Consider the following 15,901-nt stretch of genomic DNA (forward strand, 5'->3'; position numbering starts at 1 on the left):
ATTTTTCTACTTATAAATCAGGAGGAAAAATGGTCTGTATTCCTGTGAAAAATGAAAAAATCATTTTGATTTCGCCTCTACAATTATACGCTAAGTTAAGTCAAGAGTCCGTTACTTTAGTTGATGTTCGGGAATTATCAGAATATAATCAGGGGCATATTACTGGAGCGGTACTCAAGCCTACTTCCTTATTAACTACCCAAGAGTTACATAATCTTGCTCAACAGGATAATTTAATCATTTATTGTCGTTCTGGAAAACGCTCTAGTGATGTGGCACAAAAACTAATTGCTATGGGGAAAAATTTCGTTTTTGATTTAGAAGGAGGTATTTTGGGGTGGCAATCTCATCATCTTCCCGTTGAGTTGTAACCTAAATTTTTTTTTGTAATATGCGTTATACAATCGCCTTATTTTTAGCAGTTTTAGTGGGTCTAAGTCTCGGTTTAATTGGTGGCGGTGGCTCAATTTTAGCTGTGCCTATTCTTAAATATGTAGTGGGTGTGACAGCCAAAGAAGCGATCGCCATGAGTCTATTTATAGTTGGAATAGTGAGCATAGTTGGTTTAATACCCCATTGGCAACAAAAAAATGTTAATTTACCCGTTGCACTTGGTTTTATTCCTCCTGCCATGATAGGGGCTTTTTTAGGATCAAAAATAACAACTTTATCGTTTATTACTGATACAATTCAACTGGTTAGCTTTGCAATAATTATGTTACTAGCCAGTATTTTAATGATTAAAAAAAGCAGTAAAAAAAACAAAGATAAGAAAGAAGAAAATTCAGAAAAAATTACTTCTAAAAATAAAATTTACCAAAAAATAATTCTCACAACTTTTCAAGGATTTGGCGTTGGTGTTTTAACAGGATTTGTTGGAGTAGGAGGAGGATTTTTAATCATTCCCTGTTTAGTATTAGTGGGAGGAATACCCATGAAAGAAGCAGTGGGAACTTCTCTCTTAATTATTGCTACTAATTCAGCCAGTGCTTTTTTAGGCTACTTAAATCAGGTAGAGTTAAACTGGTTTGTGATGATAACTTTTAGCTTATTTGCTAGTTTAGGTATTATTATCGGAGCAAAATTAAGTCAAACAATAGAGGCAAAATCTTTACAAAAAGCCTTCGGTTATTTTGTCTTAGTAGTTGCAGTTTTTATCTTAATTGTAAGATAAAATTAAAGTTCTTTCACAGTAGTTGTGGTAAACTATTTCTAAAAAAAGGTTTCAGATGACAGATAGCAGGTTTGACGGTTGCAGGTGGTAGGGGTTGGGGTATTAAGGAAGCGTGTTAATTAAACACTTTTGCTCTGCCCTGGAGAGGAGGGATAAAGGGCGGTTTATTTTAAGGAGAGACACAGAGGGGTTTGCCTTTTGCCTCTTGCCTTTTGCCTACCTCCGCCAAAATACTTTTTCATAAACTCCTAATTACTTAATTTTTTATTGCTTTGTTTCAAGCCACTCGTCGTCGTTTAGCTATTTGGTACACAACTATTACCGCAATCCTGTTAATTATTTTTGCCACAGGTATTTATGGATATGTTTATAAAACTTTGTTAGATCGTATTGATGATACATTAAAACACGTTATTGAAATAGTTGAACCATCTTTAGTAATAGAAGAAATAGCAGCTGCGGAGGGAAAGTATCGAGTTAATTTAGACAAAAGTTTTTATCAACATCCTCATGCTACGAATCAAGTAGAAGATGATCATATTGACTTAGAATGGTTTAGTCCCAATGGTGAGCTATTATGGGAAACTTTGGAAAAACCTTTGCCAATTCCTCTTTCTTTTCACTCTGGGGGAAAAACTATCCGCATTTCTGATGATTATTTACTGCGTCAAATTACGAAAAGGATTGAAAAAGGGCGTTATGTTTTAGGATATTTGCGAGTAAGTCACCCTTTATTTGATGTGGTTAAACCTATTCAACAATTAATAGTTGATTTAAGTTTGGGCATTATATTACTAATTATTAGTGTCGGTGCTATTGGTTGGTTTTTGTCAGGTATTGCGATTCAACCAGTCAAAGATTCTTATCAAAGTTTAAAACAATTTACGGCGGATGCTTCTCACGAATTGCGCAATCCTTTAGCGACTATTAAAACGAATATTCAAAGTTTATTATCCTATCCAGATATAGATATTAATACTCAACAAAAACAGTTAAAAATTTTAGATAGATTAACAGAAAGATTAAATAATTTAGTCAATGACTTATTATTTTTAGCTCGTAATGATAGTGGTATTGTTAATTATAATTTTGGGGAAATACCTTTAGATGGTTTATTATTAGAAGTAATTGAAGAACAGAAAATTATAGCCCATAATCAGAATATAGACTTACTTTTTGACATTTTAGATAGTGATATAAACTGGCAAGAATTAAATAATGAACCTTATACTATTATTGGTGATTGGACTCAATTAAATCGTTTATTTACTAACTTAATTAGTAACGGCATAATTCACGGTAAAGGAGATAAACATTTATCAGAAAAATTAGTTATTAAAGTACTATTAAGCAGTTATAAAAAACATCACAAAATTTATTATCAAGTAGAAGTGAAAGATAATGGTGTTGGCATAAAAGAATCTATGTTATCCCATTTATTTGAGCGATTTTATCGAGGAGATTCTGCCCGTAGCAATAATAGTTTTGGTAATTCTAGCACAGGATTAGGACTTGCGATCGCACTTGCTATTGTTGAAAATCATCAAGGCAAAATCAAGGTAGAAAGCAAAGAAAATGAAGGCTGTAATTTTATAGTAACTATTCCTTCTTTAATCAACTGAGTACAATAAAATTTTGGGGGATTGGCGAGAAAAGGATAGTTAGTGAATAGTTCAAGTGAGGGATAAAAGCCAATTTGCCATTGTTGCACGACGGGTATGTCTAGGGGTAAATTCGCCAATTTTATAACCTTTAAAACCTAATTTTTCTTTTAATAATTGCTTTTTTTCCTTTGGAATTGACCTAGTTAATTTAACATTGGGTGGGCGATTGGCAATAAAATCGGGGGGAATAGGATATTCTTTTTTCCAACTATCTTCTACTTTTGAATTATCCCATGTTTGCGATTCATGATTATAGCGATAACCAAGATGATACCACACTAATTTATTTACTGTTTCATCGTCTATTTTTTCTCCTAAAATATCCCAAATAGTCTCATTTGTTAAAGGTGGTAAATTCTCTAGCATGGCATTATTTATCAGTAATAAAAACTTTTATTTTTTCTTTAATTACTAATTACTAATTGTTCATTAATAATTGCTAAATCATCCGGGTGGCCATTGCATAGCGCGATCGCCTAAAATATGTAAATGTAAATGATCCACTGTTTGACCACCATCATTACCATTGTTAATTACTACTCGATAACCATTGCTTAAATTAGCTTCTGCGGCAACTTTTTTCACCGTTAATAATAAATGTCCTAATAAATTTTGATCCTCTGATTGAGCATCATCAATACAAACAATGGGTTTTTTCGGAATCACCAAAATATGAGTTGGTGCTTGAGGATTAATATCTTTAAAAGCTAGACATAAATCATCTTCATAAACTATATTTGCTGGTATTTCTTTCCGAATTATTTTACTAAAAATTGTCTCTGCCATAAATAAATTTATGTTAAGTAATTATTTTTTGTTCACACTACATTATACCATCAGATAACCTCTGTTAGACACTATAAAAAATAGTAATAATTGATGATTCATTAGTATAATAATTCCTAACTCTAATTTTATTCTTTAACCTCCAATATCATACGAGATGACGATAAATATTAATAGGTATTCCTGTACGTTTTTTTATATCTAATAAAGATTTATAAGCGCCTTTTTGGTTTCTTTCTGAAACTATTTTTTCCGCATTTACATCATCAATACCATGGGAAACCAATTCTTGAATAGAAAGACTATTTAAACGTCGCCAAGAAATATCAGTTTCTTTATTTATGTCGTAGGTGAAAATAATTAAAGGCTCAATTCTGCGTAAAATTTGCTCAGGAATACCGACTAAATCGACTAATTCTTCTAAATGGGTAAACATATACCCTTCTTCTTTTAAAAGTTGTAAATCATTCGCATAAACGATGGGTAAACCTAAACCATAAACTAAATCATCTTGAGAACAATTATTAATATCTATTTTACCTCGATATTTTGCGATAGATTCGGCTATTTCTAAGGATGAAATTAAAATATTTTTAGGGGCAGTTTTTACTAAAAATTCTTGCTTAAATTTAAAAGCTGTAGCCAGTTGAATTAAGGGCATAATTAAAATTAAAAAGTTAGAAAAACTACCTATAAAACCACCAGTAATTATTGAACCAAAAATGAAAACTATTCCCCATAAAACCCACCTATTATTTTTAATTTTCCAACCTGCATATATAAAAGAAAAACCACCAAAATATGGAGTTAATGACCACCAAACCCATGAAGGTATTTTTTCAAACCAATTACTATTAGACATTTATTTTCTTCCTCTCACAATTTTTAACTGATTAGGCTAAGACACATTTAATTTACTTTTTATTAGTTTTTTAAAATAATGTATAACCTTAACTTTTCTATTTATTCCTTTGCAAAAAGTCATTAGATAGAAACTAGACTATAATAAATCTAAAAATTTTCTTCTTTTTTCTTCGTATTCTTCTGCTGTTATAATGCCTTGATCATAAAGTTCTTTGATTTTTTTTAATTTGTCAATATTATCATTTTGGGATGATTGTAATAGATTAAGTTTATTTACTTCCTGTAAATTATATTTGGCATTAAATGCCTGTTCTGACATTAATAATAGTCCTAAAAAATCAAAAATTGCTAGAATAGAAGGGATAAAAGTCCAGAATAATAATAGATATAAAATCCCCGCAAAGTTGTTCCCTAAATAAAATTTATGAACCCCAAAACCTCCCACAAAAAATGCAAGTACAGCCGCTATAGATTTTTGTTTCATAGTTTCTAATTGTTGCTAAAAAAATCATCTATTACTTTACTTCAGTTTCTCATTTCCTCTTTTGGGAAGATAACCAGTAAAATAGTAACAAAACAGTTTTTATTTCTATAATTAATAGGTAGTTTCTGAGCAAATAATTAGTTTCAAGGGTAGAAGTCAGAGAAAATATTAATAACCCCAACAGAAGAAATATAATTTTATGCCATTGATTTCGCTCAAAAAACATTTTGTATTTCATTAATATTTAGAACAACTGGTTCTCTCCCTTTTATTTTAATCAAGTTTTTGTTTTTTTTAATGATAGTAATAGAATGAGATTGTTAAGATAGTTAAGAGATTCGATCGCACTTATTGTATTTTTAGTTAATGAGATCATGATAAATTCAATTATAATAACAAGTATAAACACTATTTATTAATAAGAAAAAAATAAAGTCTATGGCAAAAAACTACTTTATTCTTAATAGTAATCAAGATTTAGAAAAAGCATATCAAGCAATTATTCTCTGGTTTAAAGGTCAATTATATGAAGTAGAGGGTATTAAACAAGATACTTACTACTTAATTCAGGCTCGAAAAACTGGTACAATTAGAACGTTATTAGGCAGTAATTTGGCTTTTAAAATTAAAATCTACATATCTTCAGAAAGCCTCAACGGGAAAAAAGAGTTTGTAATAGAAACAGGTAGGGGAAAGTGGATTCAAAATATAGCAGGGGCTAGTTTTGCTAGTATTTTTACGGCGGGTTTAACTATTTGGACAGGAATAGCCATGGCTGGTTGGGGTTTATGGTTAGAAAATCAATTAATTAGTTATTTAGAAAAAGACGCTAATTTTGTCAGAGTAAAACCAAAGGAAGAAGGGACAATTAAAGAGTCTAATAACACCGATTATGTTTATGAAATAAATATAGAAAAAAATTCAGATCAACAGCAAATAATTAATGAGTTACAAACAGAAATTGATAAGTTAGAAATTGCTTTTACTGATGAGATTTTAACAGAAGAAGAGTTTGTGAGAAAAAAGGCTATTTTAGAAAAACAATTAGATGATTATGAGGTTAATTTACTCATTGAGGAAAAAGTAAAAAAATTACAAGATGCTTTTTCTCAAGGAATTTTAGACCAAATAGAATACGAAAAAAAAGTGCATGATTTAGAGGCAAATGTGAGGGAAAAGTTTTTAACTCAAAGAAAAGCAGAAAGAAATAAAACCAAAATTGTTAAGTTAAAAGAAGCTCTCAAAAATGGTATTATTACACAACAAGAGTTCGATCGCAAAATAGCTCAATTATCATAGCTCAGGTAAAGCCCAACACCTGACACCTTAACACAGGCGAAAATTTTATCTCGAACTTATAGTTATTTGACTATAGGAAAAGACTCTAATTCTTGATATACTTGTTTGAAAGTAGGATTCTTTCCTTTTTGAAACTTTAACACATACTGAAATTCAATAAACCAATCCATTGTCTGTTTTGAAACATAACCCTCATAAACAATCAATTCCCCCAGTCTGAGAGGGGAAGATGACTTAGCCTGTTTTTCCTTAATAAAATCTATTTGGGATGGACTAATTAAATGGGCTTTTTGTAGGTAGTCTCCAATACGCCACACTTGATTTGATTGGATAATTTCTGGTAATTCTTCCGCAAAAAATTCAATGGTTTCGGGGGAAAGTAAACCTGACTCTTTAATTATATCCCCCAGATAAACCCCGTATTTTTCTTCTTTCTGCTTTTCCAGAATTTGTTGCAACTCTTCAGCAGATAATAAACCGGCATGATATAAAACTTTACCTAAAGGTAGGGATTGTAATTCCAAAATAGGATTATGTTGATAGATATTGAAATGATGCTGAATTACATGAACAAAAAAAGGCACACTATCGACTAAATACCTTTTCCATAGTCTTTTTGGTTCGGATAATAGGCGATATAACCATTCTAAGCCCATATTACTCATCCATTGAGGTGATCTATCTTTGTAACCTGCTTCAAAATCTATGGTTGCTCCTACAGGAAAAAAAAGTTTAACATGGGGTAGCTGATTGCGATATTTAACAATCCATTTTTCTTGTTTTGGGGCACCAACTCCGACAAGTGAACTACCCAACACCGAATCGAAGATTACGGTGTGGGCTTCCTACCCAACAGATAGCGGTGTAGTGGATTTCTTACGTCCTCCTCTACCACGTCTTACATCTGGGCAATAGGCTTTATCCCCCGTTCCAGAGGTGAGGGGCTGTGTGCGGAATTTATTTCCGCTCCTTGTAAGCCCCGTCTTTAATATTCGTAGTCCTTCATCTCGGATGTTAATTGCCGCATTTATATCCCTGTCATGCTTTGTCTTACATTTTGGACATTCCCAATGTCTTATGTCCAAAGGCAAACTATCTACTCTCTTAAGGCATACATGACAAGTTTTAGAACTGGGGAAAAATCTATCTACTTCCATATATGTTTTTCCTTCTTGTTCCGCTTTATATTTAAGCATGGTACAAAATTGCCCCCAACCTACCTGTTGAATAGCTTTGGCTAGGCAATGATTTTTTATCATACCTTTAACATTGAGGTCTTCTAGCACTATAACTTGGTTTTCGTTTACTATCCTACGAGATAGTTTGTGTAGAAAATCCTCACGGCAATTAGTAATTTTTTTATGTACTTTAGCAACTTTTAATCTTGCTTTATTTCGATTATTTGACCCTTTTTGTTTACGGGATAATTGTTGCTGTTTTCTCTTTAAGTTAACTTCATGTTTTTTTAATATTTTTGGGTTATCAAACTTACTCCCATCACTGGTAATAGCAAAATGATTTAATCCCAAATCAATTCCTATAGCTTTACCTTCAGAGCTTACTTTTGGTTTATCTTTACCATCATCAACCAAGACAGAGGCATAATATTGATTACAACAATTCTTGGTAATAGTTACGGTTTTAATTTTTCCATCAATAGGACGGTGAATTTTTGCATAAACCAAACCAATTTTAGGAACATTAAAACAGTCGCCTTTAATACTGACATTACTAGGGTATTGTAAAGACTGCTTACCATGTTTGCTTTTAAAATTAGGATACTTTGCTCTTTTTTCAAAGAAATTATTAAAGGCTACTCCAAGATTTAAACAAACCTGTTGTAAGCACTGAGAGTAAGTTTCAGACAACCAAGAAGTTTCCTCCTGTTTTTTTAGCTCAGGGATTAACTTCTTAACATCGTAACCTGATAAACCTTTACCTGTCTGTTTATAAGTCTCATTCATTAAATTCAAAAAATGATTCCAAAGCCATCTACAACTACCAAAGGCTTTTGCCAGTGCTAGTTTTTGAGATGAATCTGGATAAATTCTGATTTTAATGACTTTTAACATTAAGTTAGAGCAAACGAGGTTTGATATAATTTATGTTAACACAAATTCGAGGAAATGTGGAATCCTTCGGATATTTTTTTTGTTGGGCGATTCATCCCACGCCTATTTGATGTATTTTTTTAGTCGAAAATTAGGCGTGAGGCTTCTCGCCAATTAAGCTAAAACATTTGCTTCTGATTCATTAATTTTTTTGATGATTTCTTGACATTCTGCCTCGTTATTTTCAAAGCCAAAACTAGGAGATAAAGCCTCAACAACCATTTCTCTGCCTACTTTTTGATTGATATTATTCTTTGCTTTCTCAGCTACTCCCTCCATACCTCCAAGGAGAAAAATTTTAATGTCTTTGTTATCTCGATTGTAATTATAAAAAGCAGGAAATAAATCTGAGCCTGATATTTTCTCTTTTATTGGTTTTCCTAACAGTTTCAACGCATATTGAAGGATTTTACTATCACATACTACATAGTCAGCAAGATGATAAGCCTTAAGAAAACTAGAATCTGTTTGTAGTTTAACAAGGTGATCCACATTTGGAGTTACAATTAACCCTCCTTTTGTACTTAATTCGGTTAGTAGTTCTGATAAAGATACATTATTGATGGTGATATTGAGAAAATTAATTTTTTCCATAAGGCTTAAAATAATTGCACGATTTTGTTTGAATATATGGATTAGATAGAAAAGCCTTGATTTAAAGATTTAAATGAGAATTAATAGTATCATATCCGTTTCAATAGCCTCATCAACAATATTACTGAGTTTACTGGGGCTATCTTCTGATAAGGTCAATGCTCTGACACTGGCTATTGCTAATACGACAATGTGTAGTTTGAGTGATTTGGATGTTTCAATTGCTTGTGAGGGTGCTTTTGCAGGAAATAACGAAAATCAAGATTTAAGCGGACTATTCAATGTTAGCAATTGGACTCAATATGCAAAAGTTGACGGAGATAGCGGAACAAGTAATGGATTAACAGTCAATGGAGGAGGCACTTCTAGCACTTGGAGTTTAACAGGTATAGATTTCAATTCGTTTGATATTATGGCCATTTTGAAAGGAGGTCCTACTTTTAGTGCTTATCTATTAGACAGTGCTGGTCTAAATTGGAATACAGATGGTATCTTGAAAGGTAATTACAAGCCAGGCCCTGGACTATCTCATTTCACCATATATACTTCTGCAAAAACTCCACAACCCGTACCTGAGCCTTTAACTATTTTGGGAACTGGATTAGCATTAGGATTAGGTGGTTTGTTTAAAAGTAAACAAAAACAAAAATTAGAGGGTTAAAGCATTATTTTTTAAATTTTTATACTTCGGTTATTGTTGATAGTTAATAAGTTTTTCTATAGATGATTTTACATCTGTTGGATAACAAAATCTAAAGTGAATATTATAAGTAATATAGCCCTTATTTAGTGAATAGTTGATAGTAAAAAACTTCTGACTCCTGATTTATACTTATTACCTCGCTAAACCTTAAAAACTGCTACTAACACCTCTGGTCAATAACTAATCTTGTTTATGAGTAACATCGGTTAGCAAAAACCAAAATGAACCACGAAGAATATTGTTATGGCTGTATCCTTCTCAACATCTACTATTGTCAATTATCAATTATTTGAGATAAACTGATAACGATTATTTATCTATCAGGCGAATTAGTATGTCTCATCCCCTGTATGTAGCCTTTATTTGGCATCAACATCAACCACTCTATAAGTCTCGTCTCTCTAATCATGATTTCGGTGGTCAATATCGTTTGCCGTGGGTAAGATTACATGGGACAAAAGACTATCTGGACTTGATGTTAATTCTTGAGAAATATCCAAAGTTACATCAAACGGTTAACCTAGTTCCTTCCTTAATGTTGCAGTTAGAGGATTACGCCAAGGGAGATGTTTTAGATCCCTATTTAGCTCTAAGTTTGACGGCGGTTTCCCAACTAACGATACAACAAAAAGAATTTATTATTAATCACTTTTTCGATGCTAATCATTACCATATGATTCGCCCTCATCGTCGCTATGATGAACTGTATCAAGAGCGTCATGATTTGGGGACAAAATGGTGTTTAAAAAATTGGCAGGATAATGATTATGCGGATGTTTTAGCGTGGCATAACTTAGCATGGATTGATCCTGTTTTTTGGGATGATCCAGAAATTGCAGGTTGGTTAAGAAAGGGTAAACGTTTTAATTTAGAAGATCGCAGAAATATTTGGAAAAAGCAAAGGGAAATAATTAGTCGCATCATACCTCAACATAAAAAGATGCAGGATGCAGGACAATTGGAAGTTACAACCACTCCTTATACTCATCCTATCTTACCTTTGTTAGCGGATACTAATGCTGGACAGGTGGCAGTACCAAAAATGCGTTTACCTTCTGTGCGTTTCCAGTGGGAGGAGGATATTCCTCGTCATTTGGATAAGGCTTTGGCTATGTATCAAGAACGTTTTGGGCGATCGCCTCGTGGTTTGTGGCCTAGTGAACAATCAGTAAGTCCGACTATTTTACCCCATGTGGCAAAAAGGGGATTTGACTGGTTATGTTCTGATGAGGGAGTGCTAGGAATATCCATTGAACATTACTTCTATCGGGATGAGACGGGCAATGTTTATGATCCTGATAGATTATATCGTCCTTATCGTTTAGAGACGGAGAACGGCGATTTAAGCATAGTATTTAGAGATCACCGTTTATCAGATTTGATAGGTTTTTCTTATGGTTCGATGACTGCGGATAATGCGGCAAAGGATTTAATCGGACATTTAGAAGCCATTTCCCGTCGTCTCAAAAGTAAGCAAGAAGAGGATCAAACCAGTTTAGAACAACCTTGGTTAGTTACCATTGCCCTAGACGGAGAAAACTGCTGGGAGTTTTACGAGCAGGATGGCAAAATTTTCTTAGAAACCCTCTATGAAAGACTATCTCGTCAAGAGGATATACAATTAGTCACTGTTTCTGAATTTATTGATAAATTCCCCCCCACCGAAGTAATTAAACGCGATCGCCTCCATACAGGTTCATGGATTGACGCAAACTTCACCACATGGATTGGAGATCCCGATAAAAATAAAGCATGGGAATACCTCCAAGCCGCCAGAGAAACCCTTGCCAAACATCCTGAAGCCACAGAAACAACTAACCCAGAAGCATGGGAAGCCCTCTACGCCGCCGAAGGCTCAGACTGGTTTTGGTGGTTTGGCGATCCCCATCACTCCAGCCATGATGATATGTTTGATCAACTTTTCAGGGAACATTTAATCGCCCTTTATCAAGCCTTAAAAGAGCCTGTACCCGAATATCTCTACAAACCAGTAGCAGAACCGAGAAAACAAGAAGAAGACTATATCCCCGGTAGCTTTATTCATCCCCCCATTGATGGACAAGGAGAAGATGAAGATTGGGAAAGAGCAGGTAAAATTATTATTGGCGGCTCAAGGGGTACTATGCACCGCAGTAGCGTTATTCCTCGTATTTTCTACGGTTGGAATCACCTCAGTTTCTATCTTCGTTTTGACTTAAAACAGGGCATAAACTCTGGCAAAGATTTACCCTCAGAACTTCATTTAGCTTGGTATTTTGCCGATGTGGTAGGTTCTAATAACGGTTTACCTTTAGCAGATGTACCAGATAAAGATCCTGTTAACCACTATTTCCGCTATCACTTGGGAATTCATATTCCCTCTCAAACCTGTTGGTTAGAGGAAGCTGGAGGGGATTTTAAATGGCATTCCCGTCATTGTGAAGTAAGAATAGCACTCGATCGCGCTTTAGAGATTGCTTTCCCTTGGAAAAATCTGCACGTTGACCCAGATCAAAAAATATATTTAGTCGCAGTCTTAGCAGATAATGGTAAATTTAAGGAAGCATTAACCCAAGAACATCCTATCTGTATTCAAGTACCATAGGAGTTTAGAGTTTGGGGGAGAGGGAGATGAGGTGATGGGGGGATGGGGAAATAAGTAATGATTAATGAGTGTTCAGATTTCTTAATTCTTAATTCTTAATTCTTAATTCTCAACTATTCACCTTTGCCCCTTGCCCTTTTAACTTTGCCCTTTCCTTAATTACTCATTATCTGTCATTCTCCAACATCTAATAGTTAACTCTTATGAATACCGCTAATTTACCAAATCAACCATCTTCGAGTACGGAAAAAGTAAAATTGCTAGTATTTTCTATTGGTAATCTTAATACTGCCTTACACATCGATGCAGTGGAAAAAGTGGTTAACTATAATCAAATATTTGGTAGTGGTTTAAATCATTTTGGTTTAGTCAATTTAGGCGATAAAGAAATTACCGTTGTTGATTTACATAAAAAGTTATTTAACTCTCCTCAAGCATTATCCACAGAAGGAAAAAAATATCTATTATTAGTGAAAAATAGCGGTGGTGAAACTTTTGGAATTGTTATTTCTCAAACTCCAGAATTATACGATGTTCCCTTAAATGTGATTAGAATTTTACCACCTTCTTATCGTCGAGCAGACACCCTTAAAATTGCCTCCCATGTAGCTGTTTTTAGGGAAAATGAAGAGGAAAAAACTATTTTCTTACTTGATCCAGATGAATTAATTAACCCTAACACCTAATTTAACTTCAGTTTAGTTTAAGAATATCAGATAAGGGTAGGTGTCAGGTTTCAGGTTGCAGGTGTCAGGATGTTTAGGGGATGAGGGGAGAGGGAGAAGTAGAGGGTTAGGGTATTAGGGGTAAAAGAGAGTTCGCTGTGCTTGTACATTCCTTTCAATCGTGAACGGAGTTTTTAATTATCAACTATTCACTATTCACTATTCACTATTCACTAATTGCCCTTTTCGCCATCACTCATAGATAAAAATTTATCCTGAACTCAGGTTAACGCCTAATATTTTCTTTCCTTTGGTTCAAACATATTAATTACAACGGGCATATAATCAATTTTTACTCCCCTCGAAGAATAGTAAGCAAGGGTATGTTGTAAGTATTGTTGATCATTTCTGCCGGGAAAATCCTCCCGTGAATGCGCCCCTCTGCTTTCTTGACGATGAAAGGCGGAAGTTAAAATTATTTCACCTACTATCATGATATTTTGTAATTCAAGGGCTTCGATTAATTCTTGATTCCAATAACGACTCTTATCATCAAGATATATTTGACTATATTTAGCCTTTAAGTTCTGAATACGACTTAATCCCTCTCCCATTACTTCTTCAGTGCGAAATACGCCACAATGCTCCGTCATGCAGTCTTGAAATTCCTGTCTCAAACTATTTATGCGAATATTACCTTTTTGGTTTAGTAAATCTTTAATGCGTTTTTCCGCTTTAGCTAAATATTTCTTTTCATCAATGTCAGGTAAATTACGATTGGAAACATAAGATGCGATCGCACGTCCTACTCTTCTACCATAAACCACACATTCAAGGAGAGAATTACTACCAAGACGATTCGCCCCATGCACTGATACACAGGCACATTCTCCTGCCGCAAAAAATCCCTCTGTCAATTCTTCTCCATTAAGTCTCACTCTACCATCGGTATTAACGGGAATCCCCCCCATACAATAATGAGCAGTTGGGCGCACAGGCATGGGTTGAGTTACCGCATCAACCCCCACTAAACGATGAGCTTCTTCCCAACAAAACGGTACACGACTCATTATCTTTTCTTTACCCATGTGGGTTAAGTCTAAATGAACATAAATACCGCCACTACTACCGTCAGGATTAATACCCCTTCCTGCTCGAATTTCCATCACTATCGCACGGGAGGTAATGTCACGGGGTGCTAATTCCATCTGATTGGGGGCGTAACGTGCCATAAATCTTTCCCCTTCGCTGTTGCGTAGATATGCCCCTTCTCCTCGCACTGCTTCAGAAATTAATACTCCCACAGGATACAATCCCGTTGGGTGAAACTGCACAAATTCCATATCTTCTAAGGGTAAAGATGCGTTCGGCGTAGCCGCACCTTTGGTGAGCGCACTCATGGCTAAACCATCTCCAGTAGAAGCATAATCATTAGAAGTGGTATTAAATACCCTACCATAGCCCCCCGTAGCAAACATTATCGCCTTTGCAGAAACTATCTCTAAACGCCCATCACCGATGTTAAACATCACTACCCCTTTGGCTTCTTTCCCCTCAAAAATTAATTCCATCACATACCATTCTTCGTAGATGGTGACACCAAAACGGCGTAAATTATTGACTAATTCATGGAGTATAGCATGACCTGTTTTATCGGCGGCGTAACAGGTGCGTTTATGAGAATGCCCTCCAAATGCTCTCTGGGCAATTCTACCATCTTCTAAACGGGAAAATAACACTCCTAAATGTTCTAACTCGATGATTACTTCTGGTGCTTCTTTGGTAAGATATTCCACTGCATCTTGATCAGCTAAATAGTCTGAACCTTTAACAGTGTCAAAGGCGTGGGCTTTCCATCCGTCATCGGGATCAACATTTTTTAAACTGGCGGCGATACCCCCTTGTGCGGCCACAGAATGCGATCGAATTGGGTGAGTTTTTGCCACTAAAGCAACATCTAAGGCTGGATTTTGTTTTTTGATTTCTAATGCCGCACGACATCCTGCTAAACCACCACCAACAATAAATACATCATGCTTGAACATTTTGGCTTTCCCTTTTTTTACTAGGTGCGATCGAGTTTTAACTTTTTCTATATTTTATTATTAACTGATGTTACGCAAAAAGATAATTAGTTGTTGTTTTGAGGTATCAGGTGTCAGGTTTAAAGTCAGAAAAATTCACCCTTTTTTATTTTGACTTAGTTTTTCGATTAAACTATGTAACATTCTGCCAATTTCCTCACATTTGTTTAAAGTAACTTTTAATTCTTGCTCTTTAAGATAACCTCAGTTCGGTTTAAGAATATTGGATAAGGGTAGGTGTCAGGTTTCAGGTTGCAGGTTGCAGGTGTTGAGAGAAAGTAATGAGTAACAAATAATGAGTGTTCGGGGTTTTTAATTCCTAATTCTTAATTTTTCCTTTGCCCTCCCCCCTCTTGAGGGGGGATAAAGGGGGGTTCGCCTCTTGCCTCTTGCCTTTTGCCTTTTTTTCTCCATCATTCATAGATGAAAATTTATCCCGAACTCAGGTTAAGATAGCCTAATCGTCCTATAATCATCAAATGAGTTTCTAATTCTTTGAGTGAGCCATTTGCCATAGAAAGATGACGAATATAATCACCCAAATGGTTTCTCCCTTTTCCTTCTGCGATGTTGGCAGGAATTGAAACTGCGGCTCTTTGTATTTGACTACTTAAACCATAAATTTCTGTTTTGGGAAATAGAGAAGTTAATTGATAACATATTACTACCAAATCCATTGATTTTTGTCAAACCGTTAAATCTCGATAACTTTTTAGTTCAATCATTTTTATTATTTCCCTTAAGGGGGGACAATAACTCTAAAAACCTTATAGGTAGCAGGTAGCAGGTGTTAGGTGTTAGGTTTTGTCTCCACTAATATTTATCATTATCTCTATTTACTCAATGGTTCAAATAATAGGCAAAACTATTGGATTATCAACATTTTGAG

General features: G+C 34.6%; 16 protein-coding genes. 7 read left to right on the forward strand and 9 right to left on the reverse strand.

The features are described 5' to 3' along the window. The first annotated feature begins 29 nt into the window (after positions 1–29). The 3 genes from CYAN10605_RS13685 (at position 30) to CYAN10605_RS13695 (ending at position 2,796) form a co-directional block, all read left to right on the forward strand. Complete coding sequence (locus CYAN10605_RS13685; protein WP_015220542.1) at positions 30–371, forward strand: rhodanese-like domain-containing protein; 342 nt, start codon at positions 30–32, stop codon at positions 369–371. A gap of 20 nt (positions 372–391) precedes the next feature. Next, positions 392–1,174 carry a sulfite exporter TauE/SafE family protein gene (locus tag CYAN10605_RS13690; RefSeq protein ID WP_015220543.1) on the forward strand — a complete coding sequence of 261 codons (783 nt, stop codon included), beginning with the start codon at positions 392–394 and terminating at the stop codon, positions 1,172–1,174. A 272-nt stretch (positions 1,175–1,446) separates the two neighbouring features. Continuing rightward, positions 1,447–2,796: a sensor histidine kinase gene (locus tag CYAN10605_RS13695; RefSeq protein WP_015220544.1), complete on the forward strand. Its 1,350-nt coding sequence runs from the start codon at positions 1,447–1,449 to the stop codon at positions 2,794–2,796. A 51-nt stretch (positions 2,797–2,847) separates the two neighbouring features. On the opposite strand, the gene CYAN10605_RS13700 is transcribed toward CYAN10605_RS13695, so the two are convergent. The 4 genes from CYAN10605_RS13700 to CYAN10605_RS13715 all read right to left on the reverse strand — a co-directional run bounded on the left by CYAN10605_RS13700 (position 2,848) and on the right by CYAN10605_RS13715 (position 4,972). After that, positions 2,848–3,204: a DUF1823 family protein gene (locus tag CYAN10605_RS13700; protein ID WP_015220545.1), complete on the reverse strand. Its 357-nt coding sequence runs from the start codon at positions 3,202–3,204 to the stop codon at positions 2,848–2,850. 78 nt (positions 3,205–3,282) lie between these two features. After that, positions 3,283–3,624 (reverse strand): histidine triad nucleotide-binding protein, encoded by a 342-nt coding sequence (locus CYAN10605_RS13705; protein WP_015220546.1) that lies wholly within the window; start codon positions 3,622–3,624, stop codon positions 3,283–3,285. A 148-nt stretch (positions 3,625–3,772) separates the two neighbouring features. Beyond that, a complete protein-coding gene (locus CYAN10605_RS13710; protein ID WP_015220547.1) occupies positions 3,773–4,486 on the reverse strand; it encodes a helix-hairpin-helix domain-containing protein in 714 nt (237 codons plus the stop codon). A 138-nt stretch (positions 4,487–4,624) separates the two neighbouring features. After that, positions 4,625–4,972, reverse strand: coding sequence for an NINE protein (locus CYAN10605_RS13715; protein WP_015220548.1), 348 nt, complete (start codon positions 4,970–4,972; stop codon positions 4,625–4,627). Between the two features lie 438 nt (positions 4,973–5,410). Between CYAN10605_RS13715 and CYAN10605_RS13720 the strand changes: the two genes are divergently transcribed. Continuing rightward, positions 5,411–6,271, forward strand: a complete 861-nt coding sequence (locus CYAN10605_RS13720) for an SHOCT domain-containing protein (protein ID WP_015220549.1) — start codon at positions 5,411–5,413, stop codon at positions 6,269–6,271. Between the two features lie 62 nt (positions 6,272–6,333). Here the strand turns inward: CYAN10605_RS13720 and CYAN10605_RS19505 are convergent, their stop codons facing one another. The 3 genes from CYAN10605_RS19505 to CYAN10605_RS13735 all read right to left on the reverse strand — a co-directional run bounded on the left by CYAN10605_RS19505 (position 6,334) and on the right by CYAN10605_RS13735 (position 8,976). After that, entirely contained in the window at positions 6,334–7,089 is a 756-nt protein-coding gene (locus CYAN10605_RS19505; RefSeq protein WP_051018156.1) for a WecB/TagA/CpsF family glycosyltransferase, read from the reverse strand. A gap of 27 nt (positions 7,090–7,116) precedes the next feature. After that, the gene (locus tag CYAN10605_RS13730; protein ID WP_015218643.1) at positions 7,117–8,343 is read right to left on the reverse strand and encodes an RNA-guided endonuclease InsQ/TnpB family protein; all 1,227 of its coding nucleotides are present in this window, start codon (positions 8,341–8,343) and stop codon (positions 7,117–7,119) included. A gap of 153 nt (positions 8,344–8,496) precedes the next feature. Next, entirely contained in the window at positions 8,497–8,976 is a 480-nt protein-coding gene (locus tag CYAN10605_RS13735; protein ID WP_041922904.1) for a WecB/TagA/CpsF family glycosyltransferase, read from the reverse strand. A 208-nt stretch (positions 8,977–9,184) separates the two neighbouring features. On the opposite strand from CYAN10605_RS13735, the gene CYAN10605_RS13740 reads away from it, so the two are divergent. From CYAN10605_RS13740 to CYAN10605_RS13750, 3 genes are all read left to right on the forward strand, one after another. Continuing rightward, positions 9,185–9,637: a PEP-CTERM sorting domain-containing protein gene (locus CYAN10605_RS13740; protein ID WP_190275001.1), complete on the forward strand. Its 453-nt coding sequence runs from the start codon at positions 9,185–9,187 to the stop codon at positions 9,635–9,637. 376 nt (positions 9,638–10,013) lie between these two features. Beyond that, entirely contained in the window at positions 10,014–12,263 is a 2,250-nt protein-coding gene (locus CYAN10605_RS13745; protein ID WP_015220551.1) for a glycoside hydrolase family 57 protein, read from the forward strand. A 203-nt stretch (positions 12,264–12,466) separates the two neighbouring features. Continuing rightward, positions 12,467–12,949: a chemotaxis protein CheW gene (locus tag CYAN10605_RS13750; protein WP_015220552.1), complete on the forward strand. Its 483-nt coding sequence runs from the start codon at positions 12,467–12,469 to the stop codon at positions 12,947–12,949. Between the two features lie 272 nt (positions 12,950–13,221). Here CYAN10605_RS13750 and CYAN10605_RS13755 read toward each other — a convergent pair whose 3' ends face one another. Beyond that, positions 13,222–14,973 (reverse strand): succinate dehydrogenase/fumarate reductase flavoprotein subunit, encoded by a 1,752-nt coding sequence (locus CYAN10605_RS13755; RefSeq protein WP_015220553.1) that lies wholly within the window; start codon positions 14,971–14,973, stop codon positions 13,222–13,224. A 470-nt stretch (positions 14,974–15,443) separates the two neighbouring features. Further along, entirely contained in the window at positions 15,444–15,689 is a 246-nt protein-coding gene (locus CYAN10605_RS13760; RefSeq protein WP_015220554.1) for a four helix bundle protein, read from the reverse strand. Positions 15,690–15,901 lie beyond the last annotated feature (212 nt).

This window comes from Cyanobacterium aponinum PCC 10605, assembly GCF_000317675.1.
Taxonomy (GTDB): domain Bacteria; phylum Cyanobacteriota; class Cyanobacteriia; order Cyanobacteriales; family Cyanobacteriaceae; genus PCC-10605.